A 15180-nucleotide genomic window follows, 5' to 3' on the forward strand; every position below is an offset into this window, starting at 1 on the left:
GCTGGAACAGTGTAGAAGCCCTGCAGGCCACGGCTGGCGCGGCCCGCCCAGCGGTCGGCACACTCCGCAGCGACGCTCGTCGGCCATCCCGGCCGCTCGGCGCGGGCCTCCTATACTGCCCCGGCCAGCGAAAAAACCGCCGTCGCCTGTCGATCCGCCGGCCCGCCGTTCGACCAGTTCGGGAGGCGGGCCAGAACGGGCCGTCATTGCGCAGAACAACAAGGAGAACGCAGATGAGATTCATGGTGATCGTCAAGGCCACCCAGGCTTCCGAAGCCGGCGAGATGCCCAGCGAGGAACTGCTCGCGGCGATGGGCCGCTACAACGAGGAACTGGTCAAGGCCGGGGTGATGCTCGCCGGCGAAGGGCTACAGCCCAGCGCCAAGGGCGCCCGGGTGCGTTTCTCCGGCAACGCGCGGACGGTGATCGACGGCCCCTTCGCCGAGACCCGCGAGCTGATCGCCGGTTTCTGGATGTTCCAGGTGGCCTCCCTGGAAGAGGCCATCGAGTGGGTCAAGCGATGCCCGAACCCATTCGACGGCGAATCCGAGATCGAGATCCGCCAGGTCTTCGAGGCCGAGGACTTCGGCGAGGAGTTCACCCCGGAACTGCGCGAGCGCGAGGAGCGCCTGCGCGCCGAGCTGGAAAAACGCAACTGAACCGCCCCGCACTCCGCCAAGAACGAGGAAAGCGCCATGCAAATCGTCCCCTACCTGATCTTCAACGGTAATTGCCGGGAGGCCTTCAGCTGCTACCACCAGCACCTGGGCGGCACCCTGGAGGCCATGCTGCCGTTCGGCGACAGCCCCGAGTGCGGCGACATCCCGGCCGACTGGAAAAACAAGATCATGCACGCACGGCTGGTGGTCGGCAGCTTCGCCCTGATGGCCTCGGACAATCACCCGGCCTATCCCTACGAAGGCATCAAGGGCTGTTCCATCAGCCTCAACGTCGACAGCAAGGCCGAGGCCGAGCGCCTGTTCAACGCCCTCGCCGAGGGCGGCTCGGTCCAGATGCCGCTGGGCCCGACCTTCTGGGCGGCGAGCTTCGGCATGTTCACCGACCGCTTCGGCGTGGCCTGGATGGTCAACTGCGAGCAGGACCGGTAGCGTCCGCTACGCGGGCCCGCCGCCAGGTGAATCGGCGGCGGGCCCGCGTTCCGCTGTGCGCGAGTCGCGATCGATAGACGCACTGCCGCGATAATTTAAGTTGCATTTTAAAACCAAAATTCCTAGCCTCCGCCTTAGTTTCATATTGAAACCTTACGGAGCGCTTCGCATGCCATCCTCGCCATCCTCCCTCCCCTCCGCGCTGGTGCTGCTGTTCGCCGTCGCCTGCGGTCTCAGCGTGGCCAACGTCTATTACGCCCAGCCGCTGCTGGACGTCCTCGGTGCCGAGTTCGCCATCGGCCAGGCCGGGGTCGGCCTGCTGTTCGGCGCGACCCAGGCCGGTTGCGCCCTGGCGCTGCTGCTGGTGGTGCCGCTGGGCGACCTGCTGGAGCGGCGCCGGCTGATGTTCGTCCAGCTCCTGCTGCTGGTGCTGTCGCTGCTGCTGGTGGGCTTCGCCGGCGATACCCTCGGCCTGGCGCTGGGGCTGCTCGGACTGGGCCTGCTCGGCACCGCCATGACCCAGGGACTGCTGGCCTACGCCGCGGCGCTGGCGGCGCCTGGCGAGCGCGGGCGGGTGGTCGGCGCGGCGCAGGGCGGCGTGGTGATCGGCCTGCTGCTGGCGCGCAGCCTGGCCGGGCTGCTCGCCGACCTCGGCGGCTGGCGCAGCGTCTACCTGGTCTCGGCAGCGAGCATGGGCGGGCTTGGCCTGCTGCTCTGGCGGGTACTGCCGGCGGCGCCGAGCAACGAACTGGGGCTGTCCTACCGGCAGCTGCTCGGCTCGATGTTCGGCCTGCTGGCGAGCCAGCGCGTGCTGCAGGTGCGCGGCCTGCTCGGGCTGTTGATGTTCGCCGCCTTCGGGGTGTTCTGGAGCAGCCTGGTATTGCTGCTCGGCGCGCCGCCGTATTCGCTGTCGCACAGCGCCATCGGCGCCTTCGGCCTGGTCGGCGCGCTCGGCGCGCTGGGCGCGGCGCGGGCCGGCAGCCTGGCCGATCGCGGCCACGCCCAGGCGCTCAGCGGCGGCGCCCTGCTGCTGTTGCTGCTGTCCTGGCTGCCGCTCGCCCTCGGCGCGCATTCGCTGGCGGCGCTGATTCTCGGCGTGCTGCTGCTCGATCTCGCCGGCCAGGCGATCCATGTGCTCAACCAGAGCCTGGTCTTCGCCATCGACCCGCGCGCCCACAGCCGCCTGGTGGGTTGCTACATGCTGTTCTACGCCGCCGGCAGCGGCCTCGGCGCCAGCGCCGGCACCGCCATGTACGCCTGGGCCGGCTGGGACGCGGTGAGCCTGCTCGGCGCGGCGATCAGCCTGGCGGCCCTGGCGTTCTGGTGGTTCACCCGTGGCGTTGGCGGCGAAGCGCGTACGGCCTGCGCCAACGGCGCCTGAGCCGGCTTCAATCGAGTTCGCGCAGGCGCTGCTCGATGAAGCGCCGCTCCGGCTCCTGGCGCGCCAGGGCCAGCGCCGCGCGGTAGGCCTCGCGGGCCTCGCGGCGGCGACCGAGACGGCGGCAGAAGTCGGCACGCGCCGAGTGCGCCAGGTGGTAATCGGCCAGTTCACCTCGCGCCAGCAACGCATCGACCACGGCCAGCCCGACCTCGACGCCAGCAACGCATCGACCACGGCCAGCCCGACCTCGACGCCATCGCGCATGGCCAAGGCCACGGCGCGGTTGAGTTCGACCACCGGCGACGGCGCCAGGTACAGCAGCGCGTCGTAGAGGGCGACGATCCGTGCCCAGTCGGTGTCCTCGGCGCGCGGCGCCTGGGCGTGCACCGCGACGATCGCCGCCTGCAGGGTGTAGGGCCCGACGCGGCGGCTGGCCAGGGCCCGCTCGACCAGGCCGAGCCCCTCGACGATCAGTCCGCGATCCCATAGCGTGCGGTCCTGCTCGTCGAGCCGCACCAGTTCGCCGCTGGCCGAGATCCGCGCCTGGCGCCGCGAGTCGTGCAGCAACATCAGGGCGAGCAGGCCGAGGGCCTCGGGGTCGGGCAGCAGCTCGACCAGCAGGCGGCCGACGCGGATCGCCTCGCCGCTGAGATCGGCGCGGGTCAGGCTGGTGCCGGTGGAGGCCGAGTAGCCCTCGTTGAACACCAGGTAGATCACTTGCAGGACGTTGCCCAGCCGCTCGGGGAGTTCCTCCAGGGTCGGTACCTGGTAGGGAATCCGGGCCTCGCGGATCTTGTTCTTGGCCCGCACGATGCGTTGGGCGATGGCGCTGGGCGCGGCGAGGAAGGCGCGGGCGATCTCCTCGGTGCGCAGGTCGCAGACCTCGCGCAGGGTCAGCGCCACCTGTGCCTCGGGGGTCAGCGCCGGGTGGCAGCAGGTGAAGATCAGGCGTAGCCGGTCGTCTTCCACCGCATCGCCCTCCTCCGCCGGCGCCTCGGCCTGCTCTTCCAGTTGCTCGGCGAGCAGTCGCTGCGAGGCGTCGAAGCGCGCTCGCCGGCGCAGGTTGTCGATGGCCTTGAAGCGCCCGGCGGAAACCAGCCAGGCGCGCGGGTTGCGCGGGATACCGTCGCGCGGCCACTGCTCGACGGCGGCGATGAAGGCGTCGTGCAAGGCTTCCTCGGCCAGCTCGAAATCGCCGAGCAGGCGGATCAGGGTCGCCAGCACGCGCCGCGACTCCTCGCGGTACAGCGCCTCGATGCGGCTGCGCAACGGCTCGCCGTGCTCCCTCAATGGCTGGCCTGCGCGTGGCAGCAGGCGCTTTTCGGCGCCTCGTCGTAGCGGTCGTGGTGACGCAGCCAGTCCATGATCGCGTCCTCGTTGCGCCCCTTGGGCGTCAGGTCGAGGAAGTTGTAGGTGGTGAGCAGGATGTCGAGGCCGCGCGCATAGGCCGAATAGGTGTGGAACACCTCGCCCGCCGGATTGCGCAGGAACACGCTGGCACCCGGCATTTCCTCGCCGGCGTCGGGGGTCGGCTGGTAGTTGTAGTCGACGCTGCCGGCGGCCAGTTGCGCCTTGTCGAAGGACACCCCGAAGTCACGGTTGAAATCGCTGCCGTACGAGGAGTACCAGTCGAAACGCCAGCCCATGCGCCGGCGGAACGCCTGGAACTCCTCCAGGGGCGCGCGCGATACCGCCACCAGGCTGACGTCGTGGTGCGCCAGGTGCCGGTTGGCGCCGTCGATGTGGTCGGCGAGGAACGAACAGCCGACGCAGCCTTCGCTCCAGCCCGGCGCGAACATGAAGTGGTAGACGATTAGCTGGCTATTGCCGCCGAACAACTCGGCCAGCGAACGCTCGCCGCGCTCGCCCTGGAAGCGGTAGTCCTTGTCCACCCTGACCCAGGGCAGTTCGCGTCGTTCGGCGGCGACCTGGTCGCGCAGGCGGGTGAGTTGCTTTTCCCGCGCCAGCAGACGGCGACGGGCGTCCAGCCATTGTTCCCGGTTGCTCACCGGGTGGTCCTGCAAAGAAGGATTCATTGCCGATTCTCCACGGAAACTCTCGGTTTTCCAGCCTGCCCGGGGTCGTTCCGCCAGCGGCGCCGGCGCCCGGTCGCCAGGGCGAAGCCGGCCAGCGAAGCGCCGCCGGCGCACACCAGGGACAGGGATGCGATGCACAGGGGGCACATGCTTCACCTCCGGCGCCGGGCGCCCTCACTCCCATTCCTTGACCGGTCGCACTTCGACGCAGCCGAGCCGTCCCGGCGGAATCTTCGCGGCGATCTGCAGGGCCTGGTTGAGGTCGCGCGCCTCGATCAGGTAGAAACCGCCGAGTTGCTCCTTGGTCTCGGCGAACGGCCCGTCGGTCATCGCCAGCCGCCCGCCCTGGTGGCGCAGGGTGGTGGCGGTCTGCACCGACTGCAGGGCGTGCGAGGCGATGTAGTGGCCGGCCTTGCCCAACTGGTCGGAGTAGGTCATGCACTCGTCGACGATGGCGGCAAGCTCCTCGGCCGGCACGGCGGCCAGCTTCGCTTCGTCGAAATAGATCAGGCAGAGGTATTTCATGGCGGTGGGCTCCTGGTGCGGATCGACGATCCGTTCGTTCGGTAGTCGCCCGGCGAGGGCGCCTTTCGACAGCGGCGGGGAAAAAAGCCCGCGGCGCGGACGAACGGTCGGCGCTCGCCGTGGAACGCCGCCGACCGCAGCACAAGCCTAGACCCGCCCGGCCACCGGGCGCGGGCCGTCGGTCAGGGCTGGCGCGGTGCGTAGGGATTCAGGCGGGGATCGCGCAGCGGGCTTTCCCGGGTCGGCCCGGGATCGTCCTGGCGCAGGCGGAGACTGCCGTTGCCGATCTTCAAGCCGTCCTTGGTCGTCGCCTCCCCGTCGGCGCTGGCCGCGTCGCTGCCCGGCAGGTCCGGCTCGGCGGCCTCCGGTTGCGGCTGTGGCGCGCTGCCCATGGGCAACGGCGCGACCGGCGGCGCGGCGGGTAAGGCTGCCGGCAGCTCGTCCGGCAGGGGCGCGGCGAGGGTCGGTTGGCCCAGGCCGGCGAGCACCATGGCCAGGAGCAGGAAAAGCACACGCGACATGACAAAGCCTCGATAGGCCTCGGGACTTCCACCATAGCCGCGCAACGGCCCCGGCGAGCAAAGTACGGACCAGCGGCATCGCGCATTGGAAAAAGGGAATTCCTGGAATTGTTCGATAGGACCCTGGCCACCTCCGTCAACTGTCAATCGACTTTTCGAACAACGCGCCCGCCCCCTATTAGAACAGCGCAAAAAAACTCGATCAAAAGTACAGCCTGAGCATGAGGTCGCGGATATAACCTGAAATCGAATTGCGCCCCGGCGTAGTTGCTCCGGTAACACTTCGCAGACGCAGGAGTCGAACGCCACCGAAAAGAAGATAGCACTTGCCAGAGAAACTTCCGCAGGACCCAACGAACATCCCGGCACGCACTCGCCTCGCCATCTTTCTTCCATTCAAAGACCCGCCCACATGTAAATGAGTGGAGTAGCCAATGACGCTATTGGATATCGAAAAGCTGCTGGACATGACTCACCACATGTCGGTGCACATTCCCATCGAACTGATCATTTCCTGGGAGCAGAGCGAAGAGGCCTGGAGTGTGAAAGACAACTGTCTCAACTTCGTCTATGTCAATCGTCGCTATACCGAACTGATCACCCCGCGGTTCGGCCAGAAGAACTCCCTGCTATCCCCCTTCAGTGCCAGCATCGAAGAGCACGACAAGCTGGTCATCCAGACCGGCAAGCGCATCGAAGCCCTGGCGCTGCTCAGGCCGGACGATCATCCGGCACCCTGCTGCCTGTATTTCGAACGCATGCCGCTGTATGACCGGCGCGGCAACCGCACCGGGGTGATCGCCCATGCCAAGACCCTGACCTCGGTCGCCCCGCGCGGCTTCATCGCCACCGACGGCATCGGTACCTTCACCTTCACGCCCCCCTCGGAGTTGTTCACCTCGCGCGAATGGGACGTGATCTACCTGCTGCTTTCCGGCCTCTCGGAAAAAGAAATAGCCGAACAGATCAGCCGCTCCTTGAGTACCGTCAAGTTCCACAAGAGCAACATCTTCCAGAAGGTCGGTTGCAGTTGCATCGGCGCCTTCAAGGCACTCGCCCGGCAAAAGAAGTGGAACTTCTATATCCCGCCGACCTTCGCCAGCGCCAAGTACATCATCAATCACTAGTCGCGCCTCGCGAGAGCCTTCGGCGTGCCGGGCGACGCTTTTGCCGGCAAAACCGAGCGGTTCGAATGGACAAGGACAACAGCATGTCTCGAAACAATCCTTCGCGTCATTCAATACTCGTCACTTCCAACATAAACGCGGCCAATGATGCGAATCGTCTTTCCGAGCTTTGTCGACAACTGGAAATACGCGGCTATCGGCTCTTCCAGGCGCCAAGCCGCAAGGTCGCCCTGGATTTTCTCGGCAACGCCGCGCACCCCGCCGGCATCCTCCTGCTCGTCGCGGAGCCGACAGGCGAGAACGAGGCCGCACAATTGTCGGCCCTCGATGAACTCCGCCAGGTCGCGCCGTCCATCCCGCTGTTCCTGTTGTTTCGTCAACTGCGCATCGAGCAGTTGTCCAGCCAGCTACTGGACGAGGTCCAGGGATGCTTCAACCTGGCCGCCGGCCCCGCACGCTTCATCGCCGAGCGCATCGACAGCGACCTGCGCGAATGGCGCGCCCCGGCGGGCCCCAGGCGGCTGCGCGACTATGCCCCGCCGGTCCCGCGCACGCCGGTGAGCGCCCGCTACAACGGCCGCGCACGCCTCGATCTGGCGCCGGCCAAGCAGTGGCGGATCGGCTCGGAGAACACCGCGGAGCACCTGGCGACGCCGCTGAACGACCTCTCCACGGCCTACCGCAAGACGTCCGCAGGAGCCCCGGCGGCGCACGCCGGCGACATCGCCGAGGCCTTTCGCCGGGCGCTCTGGGAAGCCGCCGCACGGCTCGCCAGGGAGGATGGCGATACGTGGTTCTTCGAGATACTGCGGGGCAACCCGGGGCCTGGCATCGAGGCCGGCCGGGAGACGCCGGCGAAGCGCTGGCACGGGCTCGCCGAGACACTCGACAGCAGTCCTCGGCTGGACCCGCTGCGCGTCGCCCTGAGCGCCCCCGGCCTCGATTCGCGCGGTCGCCCGGCCAGCTTCGGAGTACCCGCCGCGGTGGTCTGCCGCTACCTGCGCCGGCACGGCATCGCCCCGTTGCGCACCGGCGACTATCGCTTCCTGCTGCTGTTTCCCCAGGGCGCCAGGGCGGAACACGCGCAGCCGCTGGTGGACAGGCTGTGCGAATTCAAACGCCGGCACGACGACGATGCGCCGCTGAAGCAGGTGTTGCCGGAGTTGCTCGACAGCTCGCCGCTGTACCGCTACATCGGCCTGCGCGAACTCTGCGCGATGATCCACGAAGCCAGCCTGCGGCTGCACCTGACCGCCCTCGCCGACGCCGCCGCCAGGGCTGCCGGCCACGCCGCGCTGGCGCCGGCCACGGTCTATGGGCACCTGGTCAGGGACGAAACCGAAGCGGTGGCGATCGACAGGCTCGGCGGCCGTGTGGTCGCCAGCCTGGTCGGCGTCCATCCGGCGGCCACGCCGCTGCTGTTGCCCGGCGAACGGGTGGCCGAGGAATCGCCGGCGCTGATCGACTACCTGCTGGCCTTGCAGGCCTTCGGCGAGCACTTTCCCGGTTTCGCTCCCGAGTTGCAGGGCATCGAGATCGATGAGCGCGGCCGCTACCGGGTCCGTTGCGTCAGGCCGGCCGCCCTCGCCCGCGGCTCCGGCCTGCGCCTGGCCACGCGCCGGCCGGACTGAGGCGCGCCGTTCAGCGCAGCGCCTTGCTCAACTGGCCACGGTGCTTGAGTTCCAGGCGCTGGACGAAGGCCTGGAGGATGCGCCGGTAGAGTTCGTCGCCGAGCTGGCCGTCCTCGACGCCGGCATCGATATTCGGGTTGTCGTTGACCTCGATGACCAGCACCTTGTCGCCGGCCTGCTTCAGGTCCACCCCGTAGAGGCCGTCGCCGATCCGCCCGGCGGCCTCCAGGGCCAGCTCCAGCACCGCCGGCGGCACCTGCTCCAGCGGCACGGCGCGGCACTCGCCGTTGACGTCTTGGCCGTCGGCCTTGTGGTTGTAGATCTGCCAGTGGCCGCGCGACATGAAGTACTGGCAGGCGTACAGCGGTTGGCGGTCGAGCACGCCGATGCGCCAGTCGTACTCGGTGTAGAAGAACTCCTGGGCCAGCAACAGGACCGAGCGCTCGAACAGCTCGCTCGCCGCCGCCAGCAGTTCGCTGTCGTCGTTGACCTTGACCACGCCACGGGAGAAGCAGCCATCGGGAATCTTCAGCACCAGCGGGAAGCCCAGGCGCCGGGCCACCCGCTGCCAGTCCTGCGGGCGTTCCTTGTAGAGGATCTCGGTGAGCGGCATGCCCAGTTGCCGGCAACCAAGCAGGTCGGCCAGGTAGACCTTGTTGGTGCAGCGCAGGATCGATGCCGGGTCGTCCATCACCACCAGGCCTTCGCGCTCGGCCTTCTCGGCGAAGCGATAGGTATGGTGGTCGACCCGGGTGGTCTCGCGGATCAGCAGGGCGTCGAACTCGGCCAGGCGCGCGTAGTCCTTGCGTCCGATCAGTTCGACGTCGATGCCGAGGCTGGCGCCGACCCGTACGAAGTTGGCCAGCGCCTGCGGGTTGGACGGCGGCAGCGCTTCGTCGGGATCGTGGAGGATCGCCATGTCGTAGCGCGCCACCCGCCGCGAACGCGGCATGCGCCAGGCGCGCCGGCTGAAACCGTCGAGAGCATCGGCGAAAACGTCCTCCTGGTCGCTGCGCAGGCGGTTCAGCACGCCAGGGCGCACGCCCTCGATATGCCAGCCCTGCTGGCGACGGAACTCCACCAGCAGGATCGGACAGGGAAAGGCTTCGAACAACTGGCGGGCGAGGTCGGCCAGCGGCTCGAACTCGGTATGGCCGAAATACAGGGTCAGGGTGAAGCCGTCGGTGGCGCCATAGGGCGTACGGCACAGCGCCTTGTCCAGGGCCTTGTCGAGGCCACCCAGGGCCAGCCCGTACACCGACTTGCGAGCCAGTTCGCTGATGCAGCGCAGCGACGGGATCACCCGGTGGCCACGGGCCTCGGCCAGCAGCGAACAGTAGTAGCCGAGGCCGAGGTACTTGTAGCCGCGGCACAGGTTGATCACCTGCACGCGGCGGCCGCCGTGGTCGCGCGCCGATTGCTCGAGGTATTCCTGGGCGGTGAGTACTTCCTCGCTGGGCAGGTAGGAGGCCCAGTCCTCGCGTCGCTCGACGACGATCATCAGGCGGCTGCCGAGGTCGGCGAGAGCCGGCGGTCGGGGTTGCTCGACGGGGGTCATGCGGAGCGACCCGTCGAGGGTGGCTAACGAGGCTGCTGACATGAGTGGCGGTATCCTCTGAATGACGGTACCTGCCGTTCTAGACCTGCCGGCGCCTCCTGTCGCGCCTCGTTACGCAAGCTTTACGAGCGCCGCCGCCAGACGCCGGCGCGGCAACCGGCCAGGGCCGCCGGGCACCGCGCCGCGAGTGCCGAGGAGCATTTTTACGCTGGCGTTGCGCGCTCGTCAGGCCAGGCTGTCGAGCACCCCGCCGTCGACCCGCAGGGCCGCGCCGGTGGTCGCCGAGGCCTGGGTCGAGCAGGTGTAGACCACCAGGTTGGCGACTTCCTCGGGCGTCGCCAGGCGCTGGATGATCGAACTGGAACGGTGCTGCCGGACAAAGGCGGTGCCGGCCTCTTCTATGCTCTGCCCGGCCTTCTGCGCATCCTCGCGGAGCATCTCGGCGACGCCTTCGGTGAGGGTCGGTCCGGGCAGCACCGCATTCACCGTCACCCCGGTGCCGGCCAGGCGCTTGGCCAGGCCGCGCGACACCGAGAGGTTGGCGGTCTTGCTGAAGCCGTAGTGGATCATGTCCGCCGGGATGTTCAACGCCGATTCCGAAGACAGGAACACCACTCGCCCCCAACCGCGCTCGACCATTCCCGGGACGTAGGCGCGGGCCAGGCGCACCCCGGACATCACGTTGACCTCGAAGAAGCGGCTCCACTCGGCGTCCTCGATGTCGAAGAAGTCCTTCAGCTCGAAGATGCCCAGGTTGTTGACCAGGATGTCCGCCTTCGGCTCGGCCGCAACGAAAGCCGCGCAGCCTTCCGCCGTGCCCAGGTCGCCGGCGACGCCGCGCACCCTGGCATCCGGCTGGCCGTTCCGGATCGCCGCGATCGCACGGTCCACCGCCGCCTGGCTGCGTCCGTTGACCACCACGGTGGCGCCGGCGGCGGCGAGGCCGCTGGCGATGGCGAAGCCGATGCCGGCGGTGGAACCGCTGACGATTGCCAGTTTGTCGCTCAGATCGATCTGCATGGGAGTCTCCTGTCGAGTGACGAACCGCTCAGGAACGCGGCTCGGGGAACAGACGACAGCCTAGACCAGCCAGCGTTCCGTGCTCGTTCCTGGCCTCAGAGACGCAGGCCGAGGTTGATCATCGCCGCCGAATTGCCGAGCAGCACCAGCTCGCTGCCCAGCGGGCCGAAGCGAACGCCCACCGAGGGGATGATCGCCGGCGCGACGCCGAAGCGGTTCAGCGGGATCTTGTCGCGGTATTCGCCGCGATAGCCCTGCAACAGGCCGCCGGTGAGCTTCAGGTAGACCGGGTAGCTGTCACTGTCGAAACGCTTGCCCAGGTAGGCGTAGTTGGAGCGCTGGCTGAACGAGTTGCGGAAGGTCGCACCGCCGGCCAGCACGCCATCGGCGCGGTTGTATTCGAGGCCGAGCAGGTCCTGGTGATTGTTGTGTTCAGGGTCCGGGTTGAAATGCCGGGTGTAGACGCTGGTCTGCAGGTACCAGAAGTCGCCGTCGTCGGCAGCCCAGGCAGGTGCGGCGAGCACGGCCAGCAGGCTGAGGATGAGATAGCGCATGTGGACTCCAGGCGGCCGTCGCCAGGGAAGGAAGGCAAGACGTGACGGCTTGCGCCTCGCAGCGTGAATTCTGCTGAACCCGGCCTGAATCGGGCCTGAACGAAGCCTGAACAATTTCTGAACGAACCGTCAGAAAACCCCGGAATGGCTCAAGAACGGACCTCGGCGAAACGTTCGGAAAACCGAACGCCATGCCCCGAAAATATTCGGAAGAGCGGACGAAAGGCCATTTCGGGGCATTTTCATCCAAATTTAATTTCTTTTACTTTCAAACGGTTAGGCTAAAAAAAACCGGATTTCATAAGCTGGCATGCATCCTGCCACTACACTGTTCGGCAAGCACGATACTCTCGTGGCTTCCCCCGCCGGGGAAAACCGCGAAACACCCTGTCCCGGAGAGGCCAGGCGCTCGCGGCTCAATAAAAATCAAAACAAGTCGAGGAAGAAATTCATGCGTATCGCTCCCAGTCTGCTGAGCACCGCCATCGTGGCCGCTCTGTTGTCCGCTCCGGTCGTCGCTGACGAGCTCACCGGCACGCTGAAGAAGATCAAGGAAACCGGCACCATCACCCTCGGTCACCGTGACGCTTCGATTCCCTTCTCCTACCTCGGCACCGAGCCGGGCAAGCCGATCGGCTACTCCCACGACCTGCAACTGAAAGTGGTCGAGGCGGTGAAGAAGGAACTCAACCTCCCCGAGCTGAAGGTCCGCTATAACCTGGTCACCTCGCAGACCCGCATCCCGCTGGTGCAGAACGGCACCGTGGACATCGAGTGCGGCTCCACCACCAACAACGAAGAGCGCCAGAAGCAGGTCGACTTCTCCGTCGGCATCTTCGAGGTCGGCACCCGCCTGCTGTCGAAGAAGACCGCCAACATCAAGGACTTCGACGACCTCAAGGGCAAGAACGTGGTGACCACCGCCGGCACCACCTCCGAGCGCCTGCTCAAGGCCATGAACGCGGACAAGAAGATGGGCATGAACATCATCTCCGCCAAGGACCACGGCGAGTCCTTCATGATGCTCGAATCCGGCCGCGCGGTGGCCTTCATGATGGACGACGCGCTGCTCTACGGCGAAATGGCCAAGGCCAAGAAGCCGGACGACTGGGTCGTCGGCGGCACCCCGCAGTCCTTCGAGATCTACGGCTGCATGGTGCGCAAGGGCGACGCGGCGTTCAAGAAAGTGGTCGACAAGGCCATCACCGATACCTACGCCTCCGGCGAGGTCAACAAGATCTACGACAAGTGGTTCACCCAGCCGATCCCGCCGAAGGGCCTGAACCTCAACTTCCCCATGAGCGAAGAGCTGAAGAAGCTGATCGCCAGCCCGACCGACAAGGCCGCCGAGCAGATGTAACGAGCGCCTGGCGTTCCTCCCGGAGCGCCAGCGCTTCGCGCGTCGCCCCCGCCTCGCAGCGGGGCCTCGGGGACGCGGGAGGGGCCTGCCCCTCCCCAGCCGTCTCCCCCGGAAGAGCAGCGCCGCCGGCCCGCACGGCCGCGCCGGCGCCTGCCTTCCCCGCCAGTGTCTGCAACCGATTGAACCGAGGGGAAACCCCAACATGAATTACAACTGGGACTGGGGCGTGTTCTTCAAGTCCACCGGGATCGGCAGCGAAACCTACCTCGACTGGTACATCGCCGGTCTGGGCTGGACCATCGCCATCGCCCTGGTCGGCTGGATCATCGCCCTGGCGCTGGGCTCGCTGCTCGGCGTCATGCGCACCGTGCCGAACCGCCTGGTATCGGGGATCGCCACCGCCTACGTGGAAATCTTCCGCAACGTGCCGCTGCTGGTGCAGCTGTTCATCTGGTACTTCCTGGTACCCGACCTGCTGCCCGAGGGCCTGCAGACCTGGTTCAAGCAGGACCTCAACCCGACCACCTCGGCCTACCTCAGCGTGGTCGTCTGCCTCGGCCTGTTCACCGCCGCGCGGGTCTGCGAGCAGGTGCGCACCGGCATCCAGGCGCTGCCCTACGGGCAGACCTCGGCGGCCCGCGCGATGGGCTTCCGCCTGCCGCAGATCTACCGCCACGTGCTGCTGCCGCAGGCCTTCCGGATCATCATCCCGCCGCTGACCTCGGAGTTCCTCAACATCTTCAAGAACTCCTCGGTGGCGTCGCTGATCGGCCTGATGGAGCTGCTGGCGCAGACCAAGCAGACCGCCGAGTTCTCCGCCAACCTGTTCGAGGCCTTCACCCTGGCCACGCTGATCTACTTCACGCTGAACATGAGCCTGATGCTGATCATGCGCCTGGTGGAGAGAAAGGTCGCCGTACCGGGCCTGATCTCCGTAGGAGGTAAATGATGGACTTCAGTGGAATCGTTCCCGCCCTGCCGAGCCTCTGGGAAGGCATGCTGATGACCCTCAAGCTGATGGTCCTCGGCGTCCTCGGCGGCGTCGCGCTGGGTACCGTGCTGGCGCTGATGCGGCTGTCGCACAGCAAGTTGCTGTCGAACATCGCCGGCTTCTACGTCAACTACTTCCGCTCGATCCCGCTGCTGCTGGTGATCACCTGGTTCTACTTCGCGGTGCCCTTCATCCTGCGCTGGATCACCGGCGAGGACACCCCGGTGGGGGCGTTCACCTCCTGCCTGGTGGCCTTCATGATGTTCGAGGCGGCCTACTACTGCGAGATCGTCCGCGCCGGCATCCAGGCCATCCCGAAAGGCCAGATGGGCGCCGCCCAGGCACTGGGCATGACCTACGGGCAGACCATGCGCCTGGTGATCCTGCCGCAGGCGTTCCGCAAGATGACCCCGCTGCTGCTGCAACAGAGCATCATCCTGTTCCAGGACACCTCGCTGGTCTATACCGTCGGCCTGATGGACTTCCTCAATTCGGCCCGTTCGCGCGGCGACATCATCGGCCAGGCCAACGAGTTCCTGATTTTCGCCGGCCTGGTCTACTTCGTCGTAAGCTTCACCGCCTCGTTCGCCGTCAAACGTCTGCAGAAAAGGTTAACCGTATGATTTCCATCAAGAATGTCAGCAAGTGGTATGGCGACTTCCAGGTCCTGACCGACTGCTCCACCGAGGTTGCGAAAGGCGAAGTGGTGGTGGTCTGCGGGCCGTCGGGCTCGGGCAAGTCGACCCTGATCAAGTGCGTCAACGCACTGGAACCCTTCCAGAAGGGCGACATCGTCGTCGACGGCACCTCCATCGCCGATCCGAAGACCAACCTGCCCAAGCTGCGCTCGCGGGTCGGCATGGTGTTCCAGCATTTCGAGCTGTTTCCCCACCTGAGCATCACCGAGAACCTGACCATCGCGCAGATCAAGGTACTCGGCCGCAGCAAGGAAGAAGCCACCAAGAAGGGCCTGGCCCTGCTCGAGCGCGTCGGTCTCAAGGAGCACGCGCACAAGCACCCCGGCCAGCTCTCCGGCGGCCAGCAGCAGCGCGTGGCGATCGCCCGCGCGCTGGCGATGGACCCGGTGGTGATGCTGTTCGACGAGCCGACCTCGGCGCTCGACCCGGAAATGGTCAACGAAGTGCTCGACGTGATGGTCCAGCTGGCCCACGAAGGCATGACCATGATGTGCGTGACCCACGAGATGGGCTTCGCGCGCAAGGTCGCCAACCGGGTGATCTTCATGGACCGCGGGCAGATCGTGGAAGACTGCGAGAAGGAGGAGTTCTTCGGCGACGTCAGCGCCCGCTCCGAACGCGCCCAGCAGTTCCTCGCCAAGATCCTCCCGCACTGATGTACCCGCCCTC

15 protein-coding genes and 1 pseudogene are annotated in these 15180 nt (G+C 66.8%); 9 read left to right on the forward strand and 7 right to left on the reverse strand.

Annotation, left to right across the window (positions count from 1 at the left end):
* Window positions 1-233: 233 nt before the first annotated feature.
* From ACTJJX_RS20055 to ACTJJX_RS20065, 3 genes are all read left to right on the forward strand, one after another.
* Window positions 234-659, forward strand: a complete 426-nt coding sequence (locus tag ACTJJX_RS20055) for a YciI family protein (protein WP_003086910.1) — start codon at window positions 234-236, stop codon at window positions 657-659.
* Window positions 660-695: 36 nt separating this feature from the next.
* Window positions 696-1109, forward strand: coding sequence for a VOC family protein (locus ACTJJX_RS20060; protein WP_016851809.1), 414 nt, complete (start codon window positions 696-698; stop codon window positions 1107-1109).
* 169 nt (window positions 1110-1278) lie between these two features.
* Window positions 1279-2490: an MFS transporter gene (locus tag ACTJJX_RS20065; protein ID WP_003145238.1), complete on the forward strand. Its 1212-nt coding sequence runs from the start codon at window positions 1279-1281 to the stop codon at window positions 2488-2490.
* A 7-nt stretch (window positions 2491-2497) separates the two neighbouring features.
* Here ACTJJX_RS20065 and ACTJJX_RS20070 read toward each other — a convergent pair.
* The 4 genes and pseudogenes from ACTJJX_RS20070 to ACTJJX_RS20085 form a co-directional block, all read right to left on the reverse strand.
* A pseudogene (locus ACTJJX_RS20070) lies at window positions 2498-3759 on the reverse strand (RNA polymerase sigma factor).
* Window positions 3760-3776: 17 nt separating this feature from the next.
* The gene (locus tag ACTJJX_RS20075; protein WP_003107663.1) at window positions 3777-4526 is read right to left on the reverse strand and encodes a DUF899 domain-containing protein; all 750 of its coding nucleotides are present in this window, start codon (window positions 4524-4526) and stop codon (window positions 3777-3779) included.
* A 174-nt stretch (window positions 4527-4700) separates the two neighbouring features.
* Complete coding sequence (locus ACTJJX_RS20080) at window positions 4701-5051, reverse strand: YciI family protein (protein ID WP_003082795.1); 351 nt, start codon at window positions 5049-5051, stop codon at window positions 4701-4703.
* Between the two features lie 182 nt (window positions 5052-5233).
* Entirely contained in the window at window positions 5234-5572 is a 339-nt protein-coding gene (locus ACTJJX_RS20085) for a hypothetical protein (protein ID WP_003112384.1), read from the reverse strand.
* A 434-nt stretch (window positions 5573-6006) separates the two neighbouring features.
* Here ACTJJX_RS20085 and ACTJJX_RS20090 point away from each other — a divergent pair, with 434 nt between their 5' ends.
* Together ACTJJX_RS20090 and ACTJJX_RS20095 are read left to right on the forward strand one after the other, a co-directional pair.
* Window positions 6007-6699, forward strand: a complete 693-nt coding sequence (locus ACTJJX_RS20090; protein WP_003082787.1) for a helix-turn-helix transcriptional regulator — start codon at window positions 6007-6009, stop codon at window positions 6697-6699.
* Between the two features lie 65 nt (window positions 6700-6764).
* Window positions 6765-8330 carry an Orn/Lys/Arg decarboxylase N-terminal domain-containing protein gene (locus tag ACTJJX_RS20095; RefSeq protein WP_016851810.1) on the forward strand — a complete coding sequence of 522 codons (1566 nt, stop codon included), beginning with the start codon at window positions 6765-6767 and terminating at the stop codon, window positions 8328-8330.
* A gap of 10 nt (window positions 8331-8340) precedes the next feature.
* Here ACTJJX_RS20095 and ACTJJX_RS20100 read toward each other — a convergent pair whose 3' ends face one another.
* From ACTJJX_RS20100 to pagP, 3 genes are all read right to left on the reverse strand, one after another.
* Window positions 8341-9930 carry a RimK family alpha-L-glutamate ligase gene (locus ACTJJX_RS20100; protein ID WP_016253675.1) on the reverse strand — a complete coding sequence of 530 codons (1590 nt, stop codon included), beginning with the start codon at window positions 9928-9930 and terminating at the stop codon, window positions 8341-8343.
* 183 nt (window positions 9931-10113) lie between these two features.
* Window positions 10114-10908: an SDR family NAD(P)-dependent oxidoreductase gene (locus tag ACTJJX_RS20105; RefSeq protein WP_003082773.1), complete on the reverse strand. Its 795-nt coding sequence runs from the start codon at window positions 10906-10908 to the stop codon at window positions 10114-10116.
* A gap of 95 nt (window positions 10909-11003) precedes the next feature.
* Window positions 11004-11462, reverse strand: a complete 459-nt coding sequence (gene pagP / locus ACTJJX_RS20110) for a palmitoyltransferase PagP (RefSeq protein ID WP_003082771.1) — start codon at window positions 11460-11462, stop codon at window positions 11004-11006.
* 451 nt (window positions 11463-11913) lie between these two features.
* Between pagP and ACTJJX_RS20115 the strand changes: the two genes are divergently transcribed.
* From ACTJJX_RS20115 to ACTJJX_RS20130, 4 genes are all read left to right on the forward strand, one after another.
* The gene (locus tag ACTJJX_RS20115; RefSeq protein ID WP_003082770.1) at window positions 11914-12822 is read left to right on the forward strand and encodes a glutamate/aspartate ABC transporter substrate-binding protein; all 909 of its coding nucleotides are present in this window, start codon (window positions 11914-11916) and stop codon (window positions 12820-12822) included.
* A gap of 202 nt (window positions 12823-13024) precedes the next feature.
* Window positions 13025-13771: an amino acid ABC transporter permease gene (locus ACTJJX_RS20120; protein WP_003082767.1), complete on the forward strand. Its 747-nt coding sequence runs from the start codon at window positions 13025-13027 to the stop codon at window positions 13769-13771.
* Complete coding sequence (locus ACTJJX_RS20125) at window positions 13768-14436, forward strand: amino acid ABC transporter permease (protein ID WP_003082765.1); 669 nt, start codon at window positions 13768-13770, stop codon at window positions 14434-14436. The genes ACTJJX_RS20120 and ACTJJX_RS20125 overlap by 4 nt, the downstream gene beginning before the upstream one ends.
* On the forward strand, window positions 14433-15167 hold the full coding sequence (locus tag ACTJJX_RS20130) for an amino acid ABC transporter ATP-binding protein (RefSeq protein WP_003082761.1): 735 nt from the start codon (window positions 14433-14435) through the stop codon (window positions 15165-15167). Before ACTJJX_RS20125 ends, ACTJJX_RS20130 begins: the two co-directional genes overlap by 4 nt.
* Window positions 15168-15180 lie beyond the last annotated feature (13 nt).

The organism is Pseudomonas sp. 22490, from assembly GCF_052044465.1.
GTDB lineage: Bacteria > Pseudomonadota > Gammaproteobacteria > Pseudomonadales > Pseudomonadaceae > Pseudomonas > Pseudomonas aeruginosa.